This is a genomic window from Faecalispora jeddahensis, assembly GCF_000577335.1.
Classification (GTDB): Bacteria; Bacillota; Clostridia; order Oscillospirales; family Acutalibacteraceae; genus Faecalispora; species Faecalispora jeddahensis.
On record NZ_CBYL010000047.1, the window covers coordinates 1 to 24,889 of the forward strand.

General features: G+C 50.9%; 21 protein-coding genes and 1 pseudogene. 13 read left to right on the forward strand and 9 right to left on the reverse strand.

The genetic code is table 11. The features are described from left to right. Positions 1-518: 518 nt before the first annotated feature. Positions 519-1,721 (reverse strand): alpha/beta hydrolase family protein, encoded by a 1,203-nt coding sequence (locus TY09_RS14745; RefSeq protein WP_042435993.1) that lies wholly within the window; start codon positions 1,719-1,721, stop codon positions 519-521. A 14-nt stretch (positions 1,722-1,735) separates the two neighbouring features. Beyond that, positions 1,736-2,320: a TetR/AcrR family transcriptional regulator gene (locus TY09_RS14750; RefSeq protein ID WP_042435996.1), complete on the reverse strand. Its 585-nt coding sequence runs from the start codon at positions 2,318-2,320 to the stop codon at positions 1,736-1,738. A gap of 601 nt (positions 2,321-2,921) precedes the next feature. Here TY09_RS14750 and TY09_RS14755 point away from each other — a divergent pair. After that, positions 2,922-3,485 (forward strand): nitroreductase, encoded by a 564-nt coding sequence (locus tag TY09_RS14755; RefSeq protein ID WP_042435999.1) that lies wholly within the window; start codon positions 2,922-2,924, stop codon positions 3,483-3,485. A gap of 473 nt (positions 3,486-3,958) precedes the next feature. On the opposite strand, the gene TY09_RS14760 is transcribed toward TY09_RS14755, so the two are convergent. Then, entirely contained in the window at positions 3,959-4,411 is a 453-nt protein-coding gene (locus TY09_RS14760) for a P-loop NTPase family protein (protein ID WP_052335703.1), read from the reverse strand. An 18-nt stretch (positions 4,412-4,429) separates the two neighbouring features. On the opposite strand from TY09_RS14760, the pseudogene eno reads away from it, so the two are divergent. The 4 genes and pseudogenes from eno to TY09_RS14775 form a co-directional block, all read left to right on the forward strand. Beyond that, a pseudogene (gene eno, locus TY09_RS18040) lies at positions 4,430-4,645 on the forward strand (phosphopyruvate hydratase); the annotation flags it as partial. Positions 4,646-4,914: 269 nt separating this feature from the next. Beyond that, positions 4,915-5,805 (forward strand): helix-turn-helix transcriptional regulator, encoded by an 891-nt coding sequence (locus tag TY09_RS14765; protein ID WP_042436001.1) that lies wholly within the window; start codon positions 4,915-4,917, stop codon positions 5,803-5,805. Positions 5,806-5,855: 50 nt separating this feature from the next. Further along, positions 5,856-6,290, forward strand: a complete 435-nt coding sequence (locus TY09_RS14770; RefSeq protein WP_042436004.1) for a DUF3788 domain-containing protein — start codon at positions 5,856-5,858, stop codon at positions 6,288-6,290. Between the two features lie 2 nt (positions 6,291-6,292). After that, entirely contained in the window at positions 6,293-7,054 is a 762-nt protein-coding gene (locus tag TY09_RS14775) for an N-acetyltransferase (RefSeq protein WP_042436007.1), read from the forward strand. A 245-nt stretch (positions 7,055-7,299) separates the two neighbouring features. Here TY09_RS14775 and TY09_RS14780 read toward each other — a convergent pair whose 3' ends face one another. From TY09_RS14780 to TY09_RS14800, 5 genes are all read right to left on the reverse strand, one after another. Continuing rightward, the gene (locus tag TY09_RS14780; protein ID WP_042436009.1) at positions 7,300-7,488 is read right to left on the reverse strand and encodes a hypothetical protein; all 189 of its coding nucleotides are present in this window, start codon (positions 7,486-7,488) and stop codon (positions 7,300-7,302) included. A 22-nt stretch (positions 7,489-7,510) separates the two neighbouring features. Beyond that, positions 7,511-8,143, reverse strand: coding sequence for a GyrI-like domain-containing protein (locus TY09_RS14785; RefSeq protein ID WP_042436012.1), 633 nt, complete (start codon positions 8,141-8,143; stop codon positions 7,511-7,513). A gap of 85 nt (positions 8,144-8,228) precedes the next feature. Continuing rightward, a complete protein-coding gene (locus tag TY09_RS14790; RefSeq protein ID WP_042436014.1) occupies positions 8,229-9,065 on the reverse strand; it encodes a prenyltransferase in 837 nt (278 codons plus the stop codon). Positions 9,066-9,475: 410 nt separating this feature from the next. After that, positions 9,476-10,939 carry a M20 family metallopeptidase gene (locus tag TY09_RS14795; RefSeq protein ID WP_042436016.1) on the reverse strand — a complete coding sequence of 488 codons (1,464 nt, stop codon included), beginning with the start codon at positions 10,937-10,939 and terminating at the stop codon, positions 9,476-9,478. Positions 10,940-10,969: 30 nt separating this feature from the next. Further along, on the reverse strand, positions 10,970-12,382 hold the full coding sequence (locus TY09_RS14800; RefSeq protein ID WP_042436019.1) for a sodium/glutamate symporter: 1,413 nt from the start codon (positions 12,380-12,382) through the stop codon (positions 10,970-10,972). Positions 12,383-12,930: 548 nt separating this feature from the next. On the opposite strand from TY09_RS14800, the gene TY09_RS14805 reads away from it, so the two are divergent. Beyond that, complete coding sequence (locus TY09_RS14805) at positions 12,931-14,253, forward strand: hypothetical protein (RefSeq protein WP_009060188.1); 1,323 nt, start codon at positions 12,931-12,933, stop codon at positions 14,251-14,253. A gap of 119 nt (positions 14,254-14,372) precedes the next feature. Here TY09_RS14805 and TY09_RS14810 read toward each other — a convergent pair whose 3' ends face one another. After that, the gene (locus TY09_RS14810; RefSeq protein WP_042436022.1) at positions 14,373-14,978 is read right to left on the reverse strand and encodes a TetR/AcrR family transcriptional regulator; all 606 of its coding nucleotides are present in this window, start codon (positions 14,976-14,978) and stop codon (positions 14,373-14,375) included. 258 nt (positions 14,979-15,236) lie between these two features. Between TY09_RS14810 and TY09_RS14815 the strand changes: the two genes are divergently transcribed. The 7 genes from TY09_RS14815 to TY09_RS14845 form a co-directional block, all read left to right on the forward strand. After that, the gene (locus tag TY09_RS14815; protein ID WP_009060168.1) at positions 15,237-15,938 is read left to right on the forward strand and encodes an ABC transporter ATP-binding protein; all 702 of its coding nucleotides are present in this window, start codon (positions 15,237-15,239) and stop codon (positions 15,936-15,938) included. Continuing rightward, positions 15,932-18,244 (forward strand): ABC transporter permease, encoded by a 2,313-nt coding sequence (locus TY09_RS14820; RefSeq protein WP_042436025.1) that lies wholly within the window; start codon positions 15,932-15,934, stop codon positions 18,242-18,244. Before TY09_RS14815 ends, TY09_RS14820 begins: the two co-directional genes overlap by 7 nt. Positions 18,245-18,266: 22 nt before the next feature. Beyond that, entirely contained in the window at positions 18,267-19,454 is a 1,188-nt protein-coding gene (locus TY09_RS14825; protein ID WP_042436028.1) for an HlyD family secretion protein, read from the forward strand. A 178-nt stretch (positions 19,455-19,632) separates the two neighbouring features. Continuing rightward, positions 19,633-20,838 (forward strand): TolC family protein, encoded by a 1,206-nt coding sequence (locus TY09_RS14830; RefSeq protein ID WP_042436031.1) that lies wholly within the window; start codon positions 19,633-19,635, stop codon positions 20,836-20,838. A gap of 280 nt (positions 20,839-21,118) precedes the next feature. Further along, a complete protein-coding gene (yaaA, locus tag TY09_RS14835; RefSeq protein WP_042436034.1) occupies positions 21,119-21,904 on the forward strand; it encodes a peroxide stress protein YaaA in 786 nt (261 codons plus the stop codon). Positions 21,905-22,071: 167 nt separating this feature from the next. After that, positions 22,072-23,052, forward strand: coding sequence for a helix-turn-helix transcriptional regulator (locus tag TY09_RS14840; protein ID WP_042436036.1), 981 nt, complete (start codon positions 22,072-22,074; stop codon positions 23,050-23,052). A 264-nt stretch (positions 23,053-23,316) separates the two neighbouring features. Further along, on the forward strand, positions 23,317-24,889 hold a 1,573-nt coding region (locus TY09_RS14845), incomplete at its 3' end, for a GTP-binding protein (RefSeq protein ID WP_042436039.1).

Genomic DNA, 24,889 nt, shown 5'->3' on the forward strand with positions numbered 1-24,889 from the left:
TCTTTTATGACCTGACTTTCTATAAAGAAACGTTAATATTGATACAATGTTGGTACGCCGAAAAAGCCCAGTGTTTACTGGGCTTTTTCGTATTTCAAGGGAAAAATCAGGCCGCCTCAATAGGCGGCTTTTCTGCTTTTTGAAACCGTATCGTAAAAAGATACAACCGCCCTGCGGCGCTTTTCTACCTTTCGTGAAAAGGTTTGCAGGCATAGTGGAAAAGTGCGACACCGATAAAATTCCGCTATTCGTTGGATTTCGCCAGCTAATAGCGGAATTTTTATTTATGTCCATTATCTCTTTCCGATTTGTGGTATGCGCTTTATTCGGGAGCTTGGAAAATATGGTGTTGGGGTTGAATCGGTCAAAGAGGGCGCTTTGCTGGGGAAGTTGCTGGGATATAGAGAAAGTTTTCGAATAAATGTAACCCCCGTAGGGTGACTTTAAAAATCCATCCTGCGAGGGTTCTTTTTTTATGGCAAAAACTCATTATTTTGTGATATATGGTATATAAATTCCTACATGGGTTTGGAAGGTAGCTGCTCATCCAACCAATCGAAAACGACCTGATGTAACAGCGCATGATTTCCTTCCTGACAGTGTTCTTCCGCGCCCTCTCTTTTCGTGAATATACGCACCGTGGAAGGACAATGCAACTGTTTTACAAGCTCATCAACTTGTTCCGCAGAAACAAAATGATCGGCCTCTCCAACAAGGATAAGCATAGGGCATTTGATCTGGCCAGCCACCTCCCGCAGGGTGTATTGGGGAACGGCTTTCAGGAGTTCATACCGGTGCTCTAGTCCGTAAACCCACAGAGCGTTTTGAACCATCCAGCGCAGAGAGATGTTAGTTTTCATAGCCATACCCATGACAAACTCGGCGGCTGCGGGTGAAAGCCGTTCGACGATCCGCAGCTTGGGATTTTTATTCAGCATCGAAGCCCATACATCGTAAAGGACGTCATAGGCGATGCAAGCAGAGATTCTGTTATCAAATGCCGCCGCCCGAGGCGCGTAATATCCACCCATACTCATTCCCATCAGCGCGATGCGGCGCTGATCAACTTCGGGACGTGTTTCCAGATAATCCAGTGCCGCGCCCACAGGTACTTCAAAATCAAAGCGCGTGGGCTTTTTCTGAATGCGCAAGGTTTCGCCCTGGCCGGGTCCGTCGAAAATTAAGCAATGATATCCTCTCTTGATCGCAGCGGCCGCACCGGCAAAATAAAGCTCCTCGCAAGTGGAATCGAAGCCTCTCAGCATTACCAGAGTTGCCTTCGGGATGGAAGCGTCGTCACTGGAAGCGCGGTAAAAATAGCCGGACAGATAACTCCCTTCATAAGGGAATTTTACGGCTTCGCAGTGGAAATCCATATGTCGCATGGCTTCCCGAAAAGTATCGGTGCTTCCCCGATATGACGCCTTGCGCCGAGGATCGTCGGGGGAGAGAAAAAACTCCGCCGTCCTGTAGTAATTGGACGCACGCAGCAGAGCCTCCCGGCCACTGACCTTCCGACCGTTCTCAATGCAGGATTTCCCAAGCTTGTGCAGGCACTCGGCGGCCTTGTTCCACTCGACGAACCAACTGTTAAAGTCTCCCTCGCGGATATTCGCCGCAATCGCCAGACATTCTCCCAACTCCGCACCCTGATAGCCGCTGTAGGAAACTGCACGCAGCAGTTCAAAAGAAAATGCTTGATCCTTAAAAAACAACTTCATTTTGACTCGCCTTCCTACTCTTGTTCGATGCAGCCCAAGCCCCTAAAAATAAACTGTAAGGTTTCTCTGGCAACGTCCTGCGGGTTTTCTTTTTCCCGCAGATACCCCTGATAAAAAGAGTGCTGTCTCGGAAAAGACGCCACCGCCATGATAAAGGATAATGCTGTGTCCACGTGCTCCACCCGGAAAAGACCTTGCACCTTGCCCAACTCAATCAGCGCACGGAGACGGTTCCAAGTGGGGGTCAAAAGCTCCACCAGCTTTTCCGATCTCGTACTCTGCCGATAAAGTTCCTGCTGTAAAATAGTGACCAAATCCGGTTCATCAAATCGCAGCATTACAATTCCGGCAATGATACCGGACAGTTCTTCCAGAAGTTGGTCACGATTCTCTGGCATTCCGTCATATGTGGGGACTGGGAATCCTTCAAATAGTGCAAAAAACAGATTTTCCTTGCTTCCAAAGTGATACGAAATCAGAGAGATATTTACGCCTGCAGCAGAAACAATGTCTCTTGTTGATGTCCCGTCAAATCCGTTTTGTGCAAACAATTTTTTGGCTGCCCGTATCATTTTCAGCTTTGTATCCGGTTCTGACATAAACACCTCAGAATATCTTTAATCAATCGTTTGATTTATATTATCTCATTAAATATAAAATGTCAAGAGGTGCACCATACAAACCATCAGTGGACGATTGGTGCTAAAAAGGGATTTTTCCGCATATCAAGCCTTTCATGAGCATACTGTGAAGTTCATCATACTTATCATGAAAAAGTGCAACCAACTTTTGAATTTGAAACCAGCAAAATAAAAAATAAAACCACACGGTTTCATCAAGAGTAAACGTGAAATTGTATCAATATTACCGTCATTAGACAAAAAAGAATCCAGCCTTTTGGTTGGGTTCTTTTCTAAAACTTCAATGAAAACTCGAACTCGTAAGGGTATAAGTATCAAGAAAATGTGCTTGCGGCGTGATTTCAGCAAAGAGCAGTGCAGGGGCGTCATTTTAGTGCCGACAAGTCTCCCTGAGTCCACCAAATGATCGGACATGAGAGGAAGATTATGTCTTAATTTCTGCCTGGATGTATGGTACAATGGACAAAATGGGATTCTATTTAGCAGATCATCATTCGGGCATTCAGCTTTTATTATAAAAGACAGCTCAAATCAGCAACTGTATGAAAAGGAGATTGATATGAACGATACATTGAGAACAATAGCAGAGCGATTTTCCTGCCGCAGCTTTACAGATCAACAGCCGGAAGACAAATATCTTCACGCGATTGCTGAAGCGGCCATTCAGGCGCCCAGCGGAATGAATCGGCAATGCTGGCATGTGATTGTGGTAAAGAACAGAAATATAATTGCCGAAATGGAACAAGAGGGAATGAATTTTTTATCCAGCATGGAGGATCAATCCATGTATCACCGCATTCTCTCGCGCGGCGGAAAACTGTTCTATAACGCTTCCTGCATGATAGTAATTGCGATAAAGCAGGCATATCCCAAAGGTGCGGAACTCATTGATTGCGGAATACTGGCACAAAACATTGTTTTGGCTGCAACATCCTTAGGGATTGCCAGCTTGCACTGTGGTTTTGTTGGGTTGGCATTTGCCGGAGAAAGAGCGGCCGAGTTCAAAAACAAACTCAAGTTTCCGGAAGGCTATGAATGCGGTATGGGGATTTTACTGGGATATGCAAAAGAGACAATGCCTCCTCATATTCCCAATCAGGAAAAAATCACAATAATAGAGTGATCTTCCAGAAAAGCGAATTGAAAGAATCAATTTAGACCTTTGCCTCGGTGCAGCCGCACCACTTTATTCCTGAAAATACGAATGGAAATCGTCATCCTTGTCTCAAAAGCTGTTGACAACAGACGCTGATTTCATATACAAAATCACCGTTTCCGTAAGAAAAAGCCTGTAAACAATATTGTTTACAGGCTTTTTTGGTGCTGTAACGATTCTTCTAAATCCCGATCAAGTGAAAGTATGGCTCTCTTTCGGCTGTTTTTCGGTTCTCTCAGTACATTGATCAAATCATTGAGCGATGTTTCGGAAGAGAATAACTTAGAAGTGCAGTTCAGAATGAGCATAGAGATTGATGGTAGTACTAAAATGAGGATGTTCCTGTCATCCCTGAATCTGCCTTGTGAGGATATTCTTCGCCTGCAGCAGTGATACGCAGCTATGCCGCAAATCGAGGAAGAACGTTCAGATGAAAAATTCTATTCTGCCGCTCTTTCGAAAATTTTCCTGTATAAATCTTCCCCAAACGCTGTCTGTAAGGGCTCACCTGGTACGACCTGAAACGTGCGCTCTCCGCTCTCCAGACGTTGTGCCCGTAAATACTGTACTTCATTGTGGCTGAGAAACGCGGCGGCGTAGGTGTACAGATGTGTCACCGAAAAGACTTCTACGCCGTTTTCAATAAGCGCTTGTGTGATTTGGCGGCAGAGTTCGGAACCCTCACGTTCGTTCGTGGCCGCAAAGGACTCGTTGAACAGCATCAGCGCGCCGCTTTCCAAATGATCGACCAGCTCACTCATGCGGGTCAATTCCTCATCCAGCTTGCCGCTTTTCATAGAGGTATCTTCCTCTTTTTTAAAGTGAGGGAATACGCCGTGACGGATCGGTACTGAAAAGCTGTCCGCGCCCACAAACATCCCGCATTGTGCCATGAGCTGCGCCTGCCCCAAGCTTCGCAAGCCGGGTATACCACCGTGGTATCCCATCGCTCCGGCGAGACGGAGGACACGACGATGGCTGATGTGGCTGTCGCGGTAAATGCCGGGCAAATCAAAAGCGGCGCTCCATGCAGAACCGAGAGGATCATGAAATATAATCAATTACTGCGGATTGAAGAGCTACTGGGCGACAGCGCCCGATTCAACGGGATGGCGGTCAAAAGATAAGCATCGATAAAGGCTGGAAACTGGTTTACACTGGTTCCCAGCCTTTTCGTTTTTATATCAGCTATTGCTGCCTGCTTTGCAGAATAAGAACAGGGAGGAGTGTTCTTTTTTAAATTGATAGAGTGAAACTTGAGGGCATTGCGTGTTTGCCCGGGCAAAGAGCCTGTACACACAAGGGGCATAATGGCTGATACTTATTTTCCACAAAGACTTTACCAGCGCACGTTCCGCCGCTCTGTTTTTGTGGTATACTGCTGACAGGTGATGTTATGCAGATAGATCGACTTTTTCAAATTATATACCTGCTGCTCGACAGAAAAGCCATGACGGCAAAAGAGCTTGCCGCACATTTTGAGGTTTCGGTACGAACCATTTTGCGGGATATCGATACCCTTTCATCGGCAAATATTCCGGTTTATACCACTCAGGGCAAGGGCGGCGGCATCTCGATCCTTGACGGCTATGTGCTCAATAAGGCTGCGCTGAACGAAGAGGAGCAAAAGCAGATTCTGATCGCTCTGCAAAGTCTGGCCGCCACAGGCAACACGGATGCAAACCGTACGCTCTCAAAGCTGGGCGCATTGTTTCAAAAGACCGATACGGATTGGCTTGAGGTGGATTTTTCCCGATGGGGGCAGGGCGCGCAGGACAATCGGCGCTTTGAGCTGCTCAAAACGGCAATTCTGAGAAGACATGTCGTCTGCTTTGACTATGTGGGTTCCTACGGAAGCGAAAGCCGCCGAAAGGCATACCCGTTGAAGTTGGTTTTTAAGTCGAAAGCATGGTACCTGCAGGGCTATTGTCTGGAAAAACAGGCTTACCGCACCTTTAAGATCAATCGCATGCTGCATGTGCAGTTAACGGACGAGCATTTCCCGGCGGGACAATACAGCCCGCCGCCCATTGAATCGGCAGACGCTGCGTCTCTGTCTCTGATCGATTTAGAGCTGGAATTTTCGGCACAGGCGGCTCACCGCGTTTACGATGAATTTGACGAGGGCTGCATTGAGCGCAATGCCGACGGCTCCTATCATGTTCTTGTCCGAATGCCGGAAGACGGCTGGCTCTACAGCTTTTTACTTTCTCTGGGCGGGGATGTGAAGGTGCTTCATCCTGCGCGCGTTGCAGATTATCTGGAGGAAATACGAAACAAAACATGACGCACTGTTGTCATGTTATCTGATGTATTATAAATGCGGGAGGGATAAGGATGGAATGGGTAACGCTTTACAGGCCGGACAGACAGCCAAGCGCCGCCGAAATCGCGGAGTATATCAACAGTCCCCTGTGGGCCGAAATGAATTGCTTTCTGCAAGAAAATTACGACGTGCAGCCAAGCTTCAGCTACAGCAGTTGTTCCGCCCAGCCGGGCTGGAATGTGAAATATCAAAAAGCCGGGCGCTCCCTCTGTACCCTCTACCCGATGGACGGGTATTTTATTGCGCTGGTCGTGATCGGTGCGAAAGAAGAGTCTGAAGCCGAGCTTACCATGCCGCTGTGCGACAGGTATACGCAGGAGCTGTTTTCTAACACCGTCTTTAGCGCGGGCGGCAGATGGCTGATGGTCGGTGTGACCAATGCGGCGATTTTAGAGGACGTAAAACACCTGATTCAAATCCGAAGAAAAATCAAAAAGAAGGTGTAGCGATGGAAAGCATCATTGCGGTAACGGCAGACAATATCGACCGTGAACATATCTGCTGTGCTATCTCCGATAAAAAGGGCGATACCTGCGTATCCTCCAAAAAAGCGTGGATGAAAGATCGCTTTGCGGACGGCCTTGTGTTCCGGAAGCTGGACGCGCGAGGCAAAGTGTTCATTGAGTACATTCCCGCAGAGAAGGCATGGTGTCCCATCGAGGCCCCAGGGTATATGCACATCAACTGCTTTTGGATTTCGGGGCAGTATAAGGGAAAAGGCTACGCTAATCAATTGCTGGAGGAGTGCATTCAGGATGCCAAATCCAAGGGCTGCTGCGGTCTTACTGTTGCCGCCTCAGAGAAAAAGCGCCCGTTTCTGTCCGACCCGGATTACCTGAAATACAAAGGCTTTTCGGCAGTCGATACCGCAGCACCCTTTTTTGTGCTTTACTATCTGCCCTTTAGCGGGAATGCGCCGGTTCCAAGGTTCCAAGACTGCGCAAAGCGGGGCAAAATCGAGGAAAAGGATATGGTGCTGTACTACACCAACCAGTGTCCTCACACCGACAAATATGTGCCGGTTATCGTGAATCTTGCCAAGGAGCGCGGCGCAAAAATCAGCGTCCGCAAGATTGAGACGACCGGGCAGGCACAGTCCGCGCCCACGCCGTTTACTACCTACAGCTTTTTCTATGACGGCGAGTTCGTGACCAATGAGATTTTAGGCCCGGCAAAATTTGAAAAATTCCTGGATCAGTACGGGTTTTAATGTAGATAAAAACAAGGCCGCAGCGATATAAAATGCTGCGGCCCTGTTTTGTTGTGCGTATCAGTTGCGATTCATAAACTGATTGCGTGAGTGCAAGGTTTCCATAACCTACTCGCAATTTTAGATTGCGCTAGTAGGTGGGGCATATTTTTACGGGCTAAGATATAGCAAACATCATCTTTGCTGCTCTGGCCGCTGTCGGTATACTGCGCGATATCGAGCGCACCGAATTGGCATCCTCAGCGTTATGGAATGCTCTCTAATTCTCTGGTGATCAGTGACGATGCGATGCGCAGCGCCTTGATCCTGCGTATGAGCAGCGTGTGCTGAGAAGTGCCCGGCTTTAGTTTTGGCTGCACCTTTTCACATTTGCTGATTGTCGAAACGATCGCCCGGAGGGCTTCCTCCAGTTCTTCCTTGGTATAATTCTCCACAAGCTTACTCCTTTCCGATGGCTTACACTTTTCGAACCGGATGCCGGATAACGGTTTTCAGTTTGGCGGCTTCCGTTTTGCGGGGATCGCTCAAATAAATTTCGTGATGATGCCGTTTGTCGGTGATGTCAATGGCATACCCGTGTTCCTGCGCATAGGTTTCCATTTGACGGATAGTTGCCGGTTCATCGTCATAAGAACCCAGATGCATGCACTGCACGCACAGTCCTTCGTCATAAGAAAAGAATTCCACCTGGGAAAAGTCCATCTTCTTTTTTCTCGCCGCCTCTTCCAGTGCCCATTCAAAGTCGGTCTTCCTCACAAAATCCGGCAGGCGGATCAGAGAAATCCACTGGAAAAGGTCTTTGCGGGAGTAGTCAACGCCGCGGATACCCTCCTGCCACCAAAGCCCTTCCAGCGGCGGTACAACATATTCAAAAAAGCCTTCGATGATATGCTCGCCCTTGTAGCTCATTTTGATTGTATACGCTATGCCGTAGAGCAGCTCCATGGCCCTTTTGTATTCCCCGTTTTCTTCATTCGGGTCGCCTTTGCCCCGAACCGCAAGAAAATTCATTTTCGGTATTTCCACAATACCGGGTTGTTTGGGTGGTAAATAAAATTCCTTGTACTCTTTTTTATAGTCGAATGCCATAAAGTTCACCTGCTTCCATTTGTAATATTTTCTCCTAGGAATCTGTTTTTAAAATGATGACCAATCTCTTTTGAGAAATTGGATTTCAGCTGTTATCAAGGTTTGCCAGAATCTCTTGATAACGCATGGTTGCAAGCTCGCTGGGCTTGCCCTTTTGGCAGAAGGATAGCTTTGCCAGCTTGGGAACGACACGCTCGATTACAACCTCTCCGTTTACCAGCTTTGCTTGTAAGGCAGCCAATGCCTCCAAAAATCTTTTATCTTTTTTCGCGCGGTTGTAAAAGGACAGTACATAAACGTACTGGAACAAATTATAATCTCTGAACGGATATTCTACCTGCATGAACAATGTGCCGATTCCATAGTGGCAGGGGCCAATGGGCTTTTTGATCACCCAGTGCTCCAGCAAGAAATCAACCGCTCTGTCGAGAGTCGGTTCGCGATTCAGAGCATCCGTGAACCGAAAGGCGTTCAAAGCAGTGAGCGTAGGCCCCGGGTTGGAAGATTCCGTTTCGGGACCGCGCCCAAAAGAAAACTTGTTGCACCGTAAGCCTCCATCGTCGGATTGAATTTCTAAAAGATGGCGAAGCGTTTTTCGGATTCTTTCATCTTGCGCATACCCCATACGGCAAAGCAAATAGGCAGCATGAGCAGTGTGACACGGCAAGATACCGCCCTGGGGATACAGCTTGAAACGCCCGTCTTCCTGCCATGTGCCGAAAAACAGTTCCGCTACTTCTTTCAGTATCACATCTGTTGGCTCCACCCCCAGCTCCATAAGCATGAGCGCACTGTTATAGGCTGAAAACGGCGACCCCTTGAGCAAACGCTTGTCCGGGGTTGTCCAAAAGTCTGCTCCATTGTCATGCCGATGCGATAATATCGCCTCAATATCCGATAAGTATTTCGCATGAACTGCCATTGTGTTCACCCCAAATTAATTTCACATAAAGAAATCTTTAGTATTATTGTACTGAATCAATATGCAATTGTAAATAAAGAGCGCAACGGAACATACTTTTTTCACACAAATCATTCTGGGAGTCGTCGTATCCACCGCGCCTTACCTGAAATGCTTATGAGGATAATGGCTTCAGTAGTGCCAGTTAACTATAATATACTGCAAAATAGGTGGGAAGCCGATGTAAGCAATCCGACTGCTTTATTCGTGGAACCTTGCAGATTTTTAAGATGAAGAAGCCATACTCCCATAACAAAATGCGCCGCGCTTCCGTTTAGGAGAGCGCTGCGCATTTTGTTTGGAGAATAGTTTATGTCACATGTTTGGCAGAATCGGTAGAAAAGCAAGTGGGAAAAACAAAAGGAAGAGCGTCATACCAACAAACGGATCGGCTTTGGAACCACATCATTGGGAATCGCACAGTGGTAAGTCTGACCACCCAGCCGGTTGGTGAATTCCTGCCGCGCTTTTTCCACCAGCTCCGGTTTTTCCAGCAGATCCACAGCAGCACCAGAAAGCGTCTTTGCCGCAAGAAGCATCCCCTTATGCCCGATCGAGGTCTTATCCTGAGATACCAGCTGCCAGGAATGCTCCGGTGTGCCCAGAGCGTAGCAGGCGGTTACGATCTGCGCTGTGGGCACATTCCAGCTGACGTCGCCTACATCGGATGACATGGTGAGACGCGAGCTTTGGCCCTCCTCGTGAAACGGCAGGATGATGTCGCACAAATCCTTCCCGTGCAGCTGCCTGGCGCACTGCTGAATTTCCTCGTCTGAAAGCGAACCCTTGAACCGGCTCAGGGAGGCCAGAGCACGATCCTCTGAGGGAGGTGTGGTTTTTGCGATTTCCTGCGCAAAACTCAGTTCCTCTGGAGTGTATTCCGGCAGCTTTTGCTGTTTGAGGTTCTCATACAATATGTTAGACAAAAAACGGTTGGGCACCACTTCGGCGCAGGCCTTGATAAAATCGATCTGCACGTCGGTTTCTGTCATCATTGACGCGCCCCGTGCAATCCGGTTAATCCTTTGGTAGATTTCCTCTACCTGAGAGGTTTTCGGCGCCCGGATTAAATACAGAACAGATGCGGAGGACTGAACCACATTGGGGGAGAATCCACCGGAATTGGTAATGGCGTAATGGATGCGGGCGTCTGAAATCACATGCTCCCGCAGGTAGTTTGCGCCCACGTCCATCAGCTCGACGGCATCCAGAGCACTGCGCCCCAAATACGGAGCCGCCGCCGCGTGTGCAGCCTTGCCTTTAAAAGTGTACAACACCTGATAGTTGGCCAGGAATTCAATATCAAAGATGGCGTTGACCTCCATTGGGTGCCAGGCAAGGGCGACGTCAATACCCTGAAACACCCCTTCCCGTGCCATAAAGGCTTTTCCGGAGCCTCCTTCCTCGCCGGGGCAGCCGAATAATTTGATGGTTCCGGGCAGATGATTGGCCTCCAGATATGCCTTTACCGCCAGAGCCGCACCCACGGAGCCGCCCGCAAACAGGTTGTGTCCGCAGCCATGGCCGTTCCCGCTATGCACCAACGGCTGCTGAACGGCGCTGTGGGCCTTCTGGCTCAGACCGTTCAGCGCGTCGAATTCCGCCAGGATTCCGATGACCGGGCGGCCGCTGCCATAGGTGCCGCAGAATGCGGTTTTGATTTTCCCAATCGGCGCTTCCACCTTAAAGTCGTGATTCCTCAAAACATCCTGAATCAGCGTGGCAGATTGGAATTCTTCAAATGCAGTTTCTGCGTATTCCCAAATCCGGTCAGATAAATTCGTTAAAACCGGTTTCTTCTCTTCCAGGTATTCGTACATTTGCTGTTTATCCATAGTAGTCTCCTTTTGGTTCTAAAAATAATATCACGCTCCCTCTGCGGCGTTATCCTTCCTTTCTGATGATTTGTAAAGCCGGTCTGCGAAAATAAGCACGATAAAAGCAATGACAAACAGAATAAACTGGAACAGCATATTCACTCCGAAGCCATAGCTCAGCATCATGTTTACGGTGATGGGCAGAAGAATAAAGGAAGAAACGGAACAGAACGAGAAGCCGATCGAATAATCGTTTAATACAGGGGATTTGAAGTCGGGGTCGCAGATTTTCAGCAGCATCAGGCCGGTCAGGAAAACGCCGCAGCTGGTTCCCAGCACCGTCATCGAACGCTCGAACCAATAATCTTTGAAGAAAACCTTGCTCAGGCCAATGCAGATTGCGTATGTAACGACATAACCGCCCACAATCAGCACGAGCAGGGGGACGATATACTGCAGCACCGCATGTACAGGCAAGCTGGCGATCGAAGCGACAATGGCGTAGTCGGAAAAAGCGCCGGAAATTCTGGATTTCGTCTGATCGTCTACCAAATTGCCAAGACCAAGCTTTTGGATAACGAAATTGACTCCGAACATAACGATGATCGCATAAGCCCAGATCGGAATCTGGCTCAGGCCGGGAACTCCCTTCACCCAGCTCATCACAACATAGGCAAGACCACACCCGGTTAGGATGATTGCCAAATGAAAAGACAACGACTCCACAGAGGAGCTGAAGGTGGTTTCTTTGCCTGTGCTTTTTTGCTTTTCCGGGTCTTTTTGAAAACCCTTGGACAGGTCGATCGGAATGTCGCTGGGCTTGCTCAATATCGCGGTCTGCCCGCGGCGCGCTGCAATATTGATCGAGATAATGCCCAAAACCATACCGCCGACAATTCCAAAGGTCGCTGTGGTGGAGGTGAGTCCCTGCGCCACCTGCCAATAGGGAAGACCCAGACCCTTATAGAAGCTGCCGATGACACCCGCTGTGCCGGGGCCCCCGGTGTAGCCCTGCGGAAGCTCATACCCAAAGGTAGGGTATAAGTTCAGCTGAGGCTGAATGGTATCAAAAATCTGTTTTACCCCGATTCCCAGAATCGTCTGAGCAAAGAGCGCTATCATCATGATGGAGAATATTTTCATCACGTTGGTAGTGGCCTTCATAGCGCCCTTGCCTTTTTTGCCGAATTTCATTCCCAGGGGAACGCTCGCGACCACCGGCACAATCAAGATGCCGGGCATAGCTGCCCACGCGCTGATCCATTCATCGGGGAAGGGAATGCCGCCGCCCTTCCAGATAATCGGGCCTACCAGCAGGCCGAGAAATCCGCCGATGACGGAAGCGGGCAAAAACAGCTTGCGAAAAGCGGGAATCACACCCCGCAGGAAAGCTCCGGCCAGCAGCAATACGCTTAAAACACAAAAACAGTACAGCAGTTGTGTCATGGTTTTCGAATCCATAAAAAGATCCTCCTTAACAAATGAAGTTGAGTCCTCAAGTTAACTCGTTCCGCGGGCTGCCTGCGGCGGCTACGGGGGAACTCTTTGATTCGTTCGCCTGCCGGGTGTGTGCGAATGCCGCTTTTCCAGATGTAAATTCCGGCATTCGTGAAACCGTGCCGCCGCATCAAGGATTGGGCCGTGATTTTCAGACAATAGAAGCTCCTCCTCTCTGTTATATTTGATTCATAGAAAACAGGTTTGGGTTCGCTGAAAGGCAATTTTCTGAATCCGGGCGGTGTTTTTTGAAACGCCCGGCTCTTTCCCTGCATAGAAAATCTGCCGCCGGAATTTGGTTTTTCCTTTGCGAAAGACAGTGCTTAATTATCGACATTTGTGTCTTTTAATTAAAGATTTAAATATTTGTGTCCTTTAAACAATGCAAATGTTACTATTTTTAATTGACTTAGTCAATGTATTTTGATAGTATAATCAATAGATTTGATTTTTGGTTTGATATAAGGACTTAAATTTCGGGTTCTAAGACGATTTTGGAGCGAAGGAAAGGGGTGCTTTTATTGATTACGGTCAGCATTATCAGCCCACGGGTATCGATGGCGGCGATTGATGACGTTATTGAAAAACGGGATTTTGGATGTATCTTCCTCAAATATGTTTATGACCGGCAGGAAGATATTCAGGAAATCTATCAGCAGTGCAAGGATAAGTGCGACGCCATCTGTTTCAGCGGTGAAATCGGGTACCATTACGCCATTAATCACATTCATGATCTAACGATTCCCTGCACGTTCGCTTTCTATAATGAAACGCATATCCTTTCTCTTTTGCTGAATTTTTTGATACAGCATCCAAACATTCCGCTCAACCGGGTCTATGTGGATTTTTTGACCCCAGGCAATCAATACATGAATCTTAGAAGGTATCTTCCGGCAGAGCAAATGCCTTATTGCTACGATCAGGTAGAGTATAACTATGCCAGAATGCTCCAGCAGCCAAAGGAACTTTATGAGCAGGGGAAGATCGATTACATTCTGACCCGATGTACAAACAACCTGAATGCCATCCGGGCGCTCGGGATTCCGTACCAGCATTTTCTTCCTACGGAGGAGATGATCTCGGATGCGATTCGTGACGCGATTAATCAGCAGAAGCTGTCTTTGGGGGAAGAGGCTTACCAGATCATCATTTTGATCAAGGTGATTTTACCGGAGGGGGCCACGGAGCACGACAAAGAGTATTACAATGTTACCCTATATAAGCAGCTCGTGGATTTTCGGCGCTGCAATGAATTCGATTTTTCCATTGAGTCGACCCTGGAGCGGTTTAAGCTTCACACGCAAAGAACGCTGGAGAGGGATAAGCTGCACCTGTCGAAAGACCTGGTCACTTATCTGATTCACAACAGCGCGTTCCATTTCCGGCTTGGGGTCGGGATCGGGGATTCGATGGATTCTGCCAGATATTCGGCGGAAGTTGCGCTGCATGAAGCGGTCAAGTTCGGAAAAAACGACGGTTTCCTGGTGGAGGACGGCGAAGACCCGATTCTGACAGGTCCCCTTTCTTCTCCTACAACTTTGAGCTACAGCTATTCCAATTACAGGGTTCAGAGTTATTCGCAGCAAAGCGGAATAGACGAACGGAACCTGCTGCGCATTATGGGAATTTTCGAGATGGATCCCGATTCCGTTATCACGTCCTCCAATTTGTCCAGCTGGCTGAATATCACGGTTCGCAGCTGTAACCGGATTCTTTCACAGCTTTTGGATTCCGGCCTGATCGAGGAGATCGATTCCGCCAAAAAGGAGGGCCGGGGCAGGCCGGTCCGTCAATACCGGTTTTGTACGGAAAACTGTCAGAAAACATTTTATTAAACAGAACAACAAAAGGCACGGCGATCGCCGTGCCTTTTGTCGCATATCTATGAGTAGTAATCAAGGGGGATAAAAATGATCTGTTGGTCAGCGGGGAGAACGGCGGCTCGTACGGAGATTCATAAGGTGTTTTTGTCCGTATTGCGCGGCATCGGCGCTTCCCCGATTTGGGCAGCCAGGGTGTAAATGATTTCGGCCATTTCTTTTGCAGACCGCTTGATGCCGTCCTTGAGCCAGTGCTGAATCAGGCCGATGCTCCCGTTCACAACAAAAATCAGGTAATCCTCTTTGCCATACGGTTCCGTACCGGTTACCAGGGGCTTTGAAGAAGAGAGGCCGCATTGCCGGTAGATGAGGGTGAACAGCTGCTTCTGAAAATCCAGATCCCCTTGTTCGCTGATTAAAATCTGAAGGTATCGATTGTTGTCGATGAAATCCTGAAAGATGCCCTCCAGAATTTTGATCATCTCGCTTCGCTCCGTCTGATGGATGAGACTGTCCAGCGCTCCCTGCATCCAGGCAAGCGTTTCGTCCTCTATTTTATGCAGAAGATCATATTGATCCGCATAATGCGCGTAAAAGGTGGTGCGGTTGATGTCCGCGTTTTCACACAGCTCTTTGATCGTAATCTGCGAAATAGACTTTTCCTTCATCAGCTCAAACAGGCTGTCCTGCAGTGCCGTGCGTGTATAGCGTGTTTTTCTGCTCTCTTTCATTTCCCGCATACAGGTTCCCCTTCCTTTCAATCCCAGCCATCATATCATCAATTTTTGTTTTAAAACCAACGTTTTCATGATGATGTGTTGTGAAAATGGCATCTTTAAAAACATCTGATGGTTGCAAAATAAACACAGTGTCATTATAATGAACTACATCGGAAAAGTCAAGAACTGCGCCAGGCGCAGGGTTCTCTCCGCTTACGGTAGGGAGGGGACCAATATCATTTACTGTTGCATGGGGCACGGTATAAAGGAAGTGATCCAATGGAATTTATTACATTTGAGCAGGTGGAGCGGGAGTACCGCGTTGGGGATGCCGTAATCAAGGCGCTCAACGGCATCGATTTTCATTTTGGACGCGGCACGTTCAATGTAGTGCTGGGGCAGAGCGGCGCGGGGAAAACCACGCTGCTGAATCTTTTGGGCGGCATGGATTCGCCGACCGCCGGGAAGATCGTCGTCAATGGGCACGAAGTCTCTGGAATGTCTGAGCGCGAGCTGACCGACTACCGCCGCACACAGATCGGCTTTGTGTTTCAGTTTTACAATCTGGTGCCGAATTTAACGGCGCTGGAAAATGTACAGCTTGCCGAAGAAATTTGCCCGGATCCCTTAAATGCCTGCGAAATGCTGCAGCGTGTCGGCCTGGGCGAGCGGATGAACAATTTCCCAAGCCAGATGTCCGGCGGTGAACAGCAGCGCGTATCGATCGCGCGTGCGCTTGCCAAAAACCCACAGATCGTTCTGTGCGACGAGCCGACCGGCGCTCTGGATTCTGAAACGGGCCGCAAAGTGCTGCGATTGATCCGCGACGTGGCGAACGATCTGGGCAAAACGGTCATCATCGTTACCCATAACGCACCGATCGCCGAAATGGCGCAGACAGTTCTACATATGCGCGACGGAGCGATCTCACAGATAGAGACCCACGAGCACCCCAAGGACGTGGAGGAGATCGAATGGTAAAGGGTGCGCTGTGGAAAAAAGCGTTTCAGGATATGCGCAAATCCAAGGCGCAGTTCATTTCAATTTTTGTCATGGCGGCGCTTGCCATCGGGATGCTGACGGGCCTGGACAGTCTGTACCGGACGGTCGATACCCATTCCAGCAATCTGTACAGCGCGACCAATCTTTCGGATTTGTGGGTCACTGTCTCGAATCCCTCCGAAAAAGACCTTTGGCGGATAGGGCGGATCGCCGGGGTGGAGCAGGTGGAAAAACGCTTTTCCATCAACGCCGAAACAAATCTGCCCGGTGAACCGACCCTGCACGTCTACGCGCTGGAGAGCCGCAGCACGCTGGATCAGCCCGATTTGCAGGCGGGCCGGTTCGGCAAACGCAGCGGAGCTGTGCTGGATGCCACCTTTGCCAAAGCGCATGGACTCGGGCTTGGCGATTCGGTTTCCGTCAAGCTGAACGGAAGGTGGCTGGAGCTGCCGATTGAGGGTCTGGCGCTGAGCGGCGAGCAGATTTATTCGCTGAAGAATTCCACGACGATGACGCCCGACCCGAATACTTACGGATTTGTCGTGATCCGCGCGGACGCCCTCAGCGGTATTTACGGGCAGGCGGTGTTTAACCAGATCAGTGTCAAAACGGCTGCCAATGCGGATTTGAGCTCTGTTGTCCGGCAGGCAGACGAAGCGATCGGCGATCGGCTGATCGGGATTGTCGCGCGGGACGACAGCGTGAGCGCCAGCAATGTGATCTCATTGGCGCAGCAGTTTAAAACGCTTTCCAACGTGTTCCCGGCGCTGTTTTTCCTCGTGGCCGCTTTGATCACGCAGAGCACGATGGTGCGTCTGGTGGAAAACCAGCGTTCTCAGATCGGCCTGCTCAAGGCCCTGGGGTACAGCAGGCGCACGATTCTGTGGCACTATACCTCCTACGGCGTTTTCGTTGGCCTGGCGGGAGCCGCCGCCGGGCTGCTGCTGGGGAAGGAGGGGTTTGCGCGGATTCTGCTGCCGCAGGTCAACCTGGTATTTCCCGATTATAAAATTTATGTGGACTGGGGACATTTTCTGGCGGCATCCATCCTTCTGCTTTTGTGTACGGGCGGAATTTCGCTCTATTCCTGCCGCCGCCTGCTGGACGATACCCCCGCCGTTCTGCTGCGGGGCAAACCCTCAAAGTCGGGCAACCATATTTTTCTGGAACGCATGTCCGCCTTGTGGAACAAAATCAAATTCAGCAATAAGCTGATCGCGCGCAACACGCTGAAAAACAAATCCAGAATCATCATGAGCACCATCGGCGTGATGGGCTGCACCGGAGTCATTGTCGCGGCGCTGTCGATCAACGATATGATTACCGGAATTTCCGGGCAGATTTATCAGGATACCTTCAGCTATGACCATAAGGTTCTGGTAGACACCTCCAAGACGGATTCCCGCTACTTGAACAACCTGGAGCTGGACGGCGTGACACAGCAGGTTCAGGAAACCGCTGTAGAGGTGATTTGCCCGGACGGCCGGCAGAAAATGGAGCCGCTTACCATCACGCCCCGAGAAAGCCCGCTGATCCATCTGAAAACGGTGGACGGCGCCTCCGTTTCCATACCGGAAAACGGGATTCTGATGACCCGCAAGCTTTGTGAGACGCTCGGGGTACAGCCGGGGGACAGCATCCGGCTCAAGCGAAGCAATCAGGGGTATGTAACCGTGCCCGTCGTGCAGTCCGCTTACATGGCGTCCGGGCAGGGAATGTACATGACCGATACTTATTGGAAATCCCTGAACCAGACCTTTCAGCCGACGGCACTGCTGATCAAATGGAACAGCGCGCCGGATGAGACCTTCCTATCCAGCGACACCGTGGAGGATTTCACGACAAGAGAAGAGCAGGAGGCCGGTTTTTCAGACAACACGCAGATCATGGCGCTGGCGATCTCGCTGCTGATCGCCATGGGAGCGGCTTTGGCGTTCGCTGTACTGTACAACTGCGGCATCCTGAATTATTCCGAACGGGTGCGCGATCTGGCGACCCTGCGGGTGCTCGGTTTTCATCAGGAAGAAATCCGCAACCTGGTGCTGCTGGAAAACTATTTTTCCGTTCTGTTCGGACTGATTTTCGGAGTGCCCACCGGCTGGCTGATTGCCCAGACGGTGGCAGTCGGGCTTGACAAGCAGATGGACCTGTCCGCCGGCATCTCGCCACAGGTGGTGCTGATCGCCGGTGCGGTAACGCTGTTGTTTGCGTGGATCACCAATCAGGCGGTCGCCAAAAAAATGAAGAATCTGGATATGCTGGAAGCGCTCAAAAGCGTTGAATGACGATATATGGAGGACTCCCCTTATGAAAGCATGGATTTTATCCCATAAAAAACCGGGGGCAGCGGGCGCATGCCTGATCATAGTGCTCGCTGTCGTTCTGGGCATTTTGTTTTATCAGAAAAACTCCGCAGCTCCGCCGTCGGAAAATCCCGCTTCCTCCGCGCAGCAAAACGCGGAGATCGACGCGTGGGGCGAGGTGACATACAGCCGGATGGAGGACATCAGCATTGATTTCCCTTCGATTGTGACAAAGCTGGAGGTGCAGGAGGGGGACAGGGTCACGCAGGGGCAGCCCCTTGTAACGCTGGATCTTTCCGAATACAACGGAAATATGGAAAAGCTCAAACAGCAGCTTACCGTGAATCAGGCGGGGCTGCCCGCCGCAGAGCAGGACATTTCGGCCCTGCAGGCGGATATCGCTCAAACGCAAAGCCAGATTTCCCGCAAAACCAAGGAGTATAACAACGGAACGAGCGAAGATCTGGTTCAGCTGCAGAGTTCTTTCAAATTGGCGCAAACTCAGCTTGCATCTGCGAAAACGGATTTGCAGAACTATCAGAAGCTGTATGAGGCCGGAGCGATTTCCAAAGCGACTCTGAATCAATATAAGGATATTGCAGATCAGCGCCAAAAGGCTGTGGACGATATTCAGTCCAACCTGAACAAGACAAAGACCGCGCTGAAGGAGGAATTGGATCAGCTCAATGTATCGCTCAAATCCAAGCAGGCGCAGCTTTCTCAGGCACAGGCGGGCAATACCGCGAACGTTGCCAAGCAGGAGGGCGGTGTTTCCGCGGCGCAGGTTGATCTGGACGCGATGACGGCGAAAACCGCAAAGCCCTACATCAAGGGCAGTCAGATCATCTCCGACATCAAAAATGGCATCGTGCGGAATATCGCAGTCAGCGAAGCGTCGCACCTTGGGGTACAGGGAGCGCCGACCAAGGTATTGCAGCTGATCGACGCGGATTCCATCACCATCAGCGCGGAGGTGGATGAGGAATTTATCGGCAGCGTGCAGGTGGGCAAAACCGTGCGGATCGTGCCGACCAGCGCGCCGGGCACCTCGCTGACCGGCACCGTAACGCAAATCCCCGACCTTGCCGTGGAAAAGGACGGCCGGCGGGTCGTGCGGGTCATCGTCAAGCCAAACGACCCGGAGCGCCTGCTTAAGCCCGGCTACACGGCAGACGTTTACATTAAAAAATAAAACAGGTATCTTTTCCCTCGTCTGCGGCGGGAAGAGGTAGACGAATATCACATAATGACATATCTTTCATTTTCTTGAAAAGTAACACGCTCAAAAACAGAAATGTTCTTCGCCTTTGGCGGTGAAGAATTCAGGGCTTATCAAACGAAATTGCAATCAAATCAGGGGAGGAATCCAGATGAAACTGCAAAAAATAACTGCGGGGCTTCTTTCGGTTCTGCTGCTGGGCAGTGTTTCGGTGGCGTTCGCGCAGACTGACGAGCCGCAAACGCTGCGGGTTACCTATGCGAATGTGGAATCGACCGTGCGCTCTGCCAATCAGACCATTCTGGCCAACCAGAAAACGCTGGACAGCCTGGAAAGCAACGACGAAGCGGAGAAAAAGCAGGATGAGATCGCCGCGGGTAGAAAGCAGCTGCAGGATCTGAGTGCCCAGCTGCAGACGACCTACCAGTCAGTCGCCGGTCTGCCGGGCCAGGAGGCAGCAGCCGCTTCGCTGCAGGGCAGCATCGCGTCGCTCAACGCCATCGTATCCATCCTGAAAGGGCAGGAGGAACAGCTGGAAATCAGCGACGATACGATTGAGCAGACAGAGCTGCAGATGGACGCCGCGGCAGATGAAATCGTTGTGGCGGCGCAAAAGCTTTACGTTACCTATCATTCGCTGGACGCCCAGCGCAAGCAGCTGAGCGGACAGAAAAAGCTGCTGGATGAAACGCTGAAAATCGCGCAGCTCAAAGCCGATCTGGGGTTGATGACGCAGGCGGAGCTACTCAGCGCAAAGCAGCAGTCGCTTACCTTGAACGACAGCATGACCGCGCTGCTCAACCAGATGCAGGCGGTGAAGAATCAGCTCCGCGTGCTGCTGGGCTATTCGGATTCCTACAGCCTTTCCATCTCCTCTATGCCCGAACCGGACGCGAATTTTTCTTCTACAATAAGCGAAACCGAAGACAGGCAGACGGCGCAGGACGAAAACTGGACCTTAAAGCAGAAAAAGCTGGCCAGGGATATCGCCAAAGACAATAAGGACTCCGATCTGGATTCTACGGTGGATGATTACCGCGCGGCTTCGCTGAATTATACCCTTGCCTTGAATACGTTTCAAAGCTCGTTCAGCCGGGTGTACGTGGATGTGGCGGAGAAACAGGGGAAGCTTTCTTCCGCACAGACTGCCTATGATGCAAGAGCCAAGGCGCTCGAGAATGTAACGCTGCAAAATGCGGTAGGGGTGGCTTCGGATATTGATCTGAAAAGCGCGCAGACGGAGCTCAGCGGCGCGCAGGCCGCGCTGGATCAGGCAAAGCTGGCTCTGTTTTCTTCGCAGGAGCAGTACCGCTGGGCTCTGCGCGGGGTGATCAGCACAAGCGGTGCACAGAGCTGATCTAGTCAGTACCGTACCAAATCCCCTATCGTCCGCCAGCGAGCGGAAACAGTGGAATATCCGCATAGATAGATGGTCGAATAAGCTTATACCATCAACCCTGTGTCCTTATGAGGCGAGAGTGTTTCTGCTCCAAGAATAAAAAGAATAAGAATGTGGGGCCGCCAGGATGCGGCCCCACAATCTTATATACAACAGAACCTATAACATGGTACACTAAGGGTGTTCCTGATAATCGATCAGGAATCGCAGCTCAACAGACGCACAAGGATGTGACCCCATGAGAATCATCATATCTCCCGCGAAAAAAATGAATATCGATACCGACAGCCTGCCTTATGAGAGCCTGCCGCAGTTTTTGGAGCAGGCCGAAACGCTTCTCGGCTGTCTGCGCGCTATGGATTACGCGTCCCTTAAAGCGCTGTGGCGCTGTAACGATTCCATTGCCGATCTCAATTACAGGCGGGTACAGTCGATGGATTTGCACAATACTTTGACGCCCGCCATTTTATCCTACGAGGGGATTCAGTACCAATACATGGCTCCCGGTGTGTTTGAACGGGAGCAGCTTACATATATCAATGAGCACCTGCGGATTCTGTCGGGCTTTTACGGTCTGCTGCACCCCTTCGATGGAGTAACGCCCTATCGTCTGGAAATGCAGGCCCGGCTTTCAGCGGGCGGGCAGAAGGATCTGTATGCCTTTTGGGGGAACCGGCTGGCGCAGCAGCTTTGTGCCGAAAGCGGCCTGATCTTGAATTTGGCTTCCAAGGAATACAGCAAAGTTGTTTTGCCCCATCTGCCGAAGTCGGTACGTTTTCTCACCTGCACTTTTGGGGAGTGGAAGGATGGCAGGGTGATTGAAAAGGGTACCATATGCAAAATGGCCCGCGGCGAGATGGTCCGCTGGCTGGCGGAACAGAATGTGGCAGACCCCGATGACATCCGCGGCTTTGACCGCCTGGGCTATACCTACCGCAAAGAGCTTTCCGAACGCGATCATTATGTGTTTGTCAAAGAAAGCACTGAAAAGCAAAAGAATCGCCCCTTACTAGATGATTTTTAAAAATGGTAGTTTAAAAGCATACATACTATTTTCCAAATACTGGTAAATATGTTATACTGTTGTATCCTTATTTTAGTAAGCTATTGCCCGCACAGGCAGATTCGAAGTGAATGCTGCAGACCGGAGCTTGGCTGGGGGATATATCAACAGTATCAGGAAGTGACGTTATGCCCAGTTCATCGAATCAAAAAAGGAAGCTGCTCTATTTGATGCGGATTCTTTTGGAGCGCACGGACGCAGACCATGTCATGACGATCCAGGAGCTGATCGCCGCGCTGGCGGAGTACGGGATTCAGGCCGAACGAAAGTCGGTCTATGCCGATCTGGAACTGCTGCGCGAATTCGGCCTGGACGTGGAATCGCAGAGAAGCAGAACCATCGGCTACTACGTCGATGCGCGTGAATTTGAGCTGCCCGAGCTGAAGCTTCTGGTAGACGCCGTGCAAAGCTCGCGCTTTATTACACCGAAGAAAAGTACGGAGCTGATTCAAAAGCTGTCGTCCCTGACGAGCAATCCGCAGGCCAGCCAGCTTCGGCGGCAGGTGTATGTGGCGAACCGACCGAAGACCATCAACGAAAGCATCTATTACAATATCGACGCCATCCATACCGCCATCAATTCGGGGCGCAAAATCAGCTTTCAATATTTTGATTACAACGCGGACAAAGAGCGCGTGTACCGCAAGGACGGCGAACGCTATTGTCAGAGCCCGATGGCGCTTTGCTGGGACGACGACAAGTATTACCTGATTTGCTACAGCACCAAATACGGTGATTTTGCACATTACCGGGTCGACCGGATGAGTCAGGTCGCGGTGTGCGACGAAGAAGCGGAGAGGCCCGATCAAAAGAAGTTTGATGTCGCTGAGCATACCAAGCAGGTGTTCGGCATGTACAGCGGCGAGCTGGTCACCGCCACACTGCGGTTTGATCAAAGCCTGGTCAACGCCGTGATCGACCGCTTCGGGCCTGAGGTTCCGTTTCGCAAATGCGGAGATTCCTTTGAAATCTGCGTCGAGGTCTCGAACAGCCCGGTTTTTTTGAGCTGGATTTTCCGGTTTGGGGAAAAGGCTGAAATCGTCGCACCGCAGAGCCTTGTGGATTCCATGCGTTCGCTGCTTTCGGCACAGACAAAGAAATACCAGTAAAACCGCAAGGTGTCCCTGATTGCAAAGCGTTCAGGGGCACCTTTTTTATGTGTATTGCGGCTGTTGATTCACCCGCCGTGAAATGGTATGATAACGTAGTACGAAATGCAAATAGAACACGGCAATTCCACTGTGGATTTGCCTGAAAAAAAGCTTGCTGTCAAAACGAGAATTTCCTTGCCCGCCGAAGGTGAGGGAGGAAATCAGTGCTCTTATTTTCAAGTAAAATTTATGATATTGATATCGGGATAATGGGGAACGGGAATGAAAAGACTGGCTGTTGGAATTTTGGCTCATGTAGACGCGGGGAAAACGACGCTTTCCGAAGGGCTGCTTTATACCTGCGGGCGGCTGCGGCAGTTGGGCCGGGTCGACCATAAGAATGCGTTTCTGGATACGGATGCGCTGGAGCGGGAACGCGGCATCACCATCTTTTCAAAGCAGGCGGTGCTGCCGCTGAACGATCTGGAAATCACCCTGCTCGACACGCCCGGCCACGTGGATTTCTCGAGCGAGATGGAGCGCACGCTGCAGGTGCTGGATTACGCCATCCTTGTCATCAGCGGATCAGACGGCGTGCAGAGCCACACCCGCACGCTCTGGCGGCTGCTCAGCCGCTACCGGATTCCCGCTTTCCTGTTCATCAATAAAATGGATCTGTCCGGTACGGACCGCGAGGCGCTTTTGCGTGAGCTGAAAGCCTCACTTTCGGAGGGCTGTGTCGATTTTGGAGCGGATCAAAGCCGCGGCGCATGGATGGAGAATGTCGCCGTGTGCGACGAGGAAGCGATGAGCCGGTATCTGGAGCAGGGGGAGCTTTCCGATACAGAGGCCGCCGCACTGGTGGCCCACCGCAAGGTGTTCCCCTGTTATTTCGGTTCTGCGCTGCGCCTTTCCGGTGTGGATGAGCTGGTGCGGGGGCTGACGCTTTACACGAAGGTTCCCGAATGCCCGCAGGAATTCGCGGCCAGAGTGTTTAAAATCACCCGGGACGCGCAGGGGAACCGTCTGACGCACCTGAAAGTGACGGGGGGCACCCTCCGGGTAAAAATGCCGCTGAAAAGCGGGGACTGGGAAGAGAAAATCGATCAAATCCGCATCTATTCGGGCACAAAATTTCAGCCGGTGGACGAAGCACCGGCCGGAACCATCTGCGCCGTGACGGGCCTGAGCCAAACCCGCGCGGGGGAGGGCCTCGGAGCCGAGGGGGTGTCCGAAGCCCCGGCGCTCGAGCCGATGCTGACCTACCGGGTGATTTTGCCGCCGGGCTGCGACCCGCACAGCGCGATGCAGAAGCTGAGCGCTTTGGAGGAAGAGGATCCGCAGCTCCATCTGGTGTGGAACGCACAGCTGCGCGAGATTTCACTGCAGCTGATGGGCGAGGTACAGCTCGAGATTTTAAAAACCTTGATTGACGAGCGTTTCGGCCTGCAGGTGGAGTTTGGTTCCGGCAGCATCGTGTATAAAGAGACCATCGCCGCCGCGGTGGAGGGGGTGGGGCATTACGAGCCCTTGCGCCACTATGCGGAGGTGCATCTTCTGCTCGAGCCGGGTGAGCGGGGGAGCGGTCTGCATTTTTCGAGCGCCTGTCCCGAGGATCAGCTCGACAGAAGCTGGCAACGGCTGGTTCTGTCGCATCTGGAGGAGCGGGTTCACCGCGGTGTATTGACCGGCGCGCCCATTACCGACCTGAACATTACGCTTGTGGCAGGCCGGGCGCATGTGAAGCACACCGAGGGCGGCGATTTTCGTCAGGCCACCTACCGTGCGGTGCGGCAGGGGCTGATGAGCGCCGAAAGCATCCTTTTGGAGCCGTGGTACGATGTTCGGCTGGAGG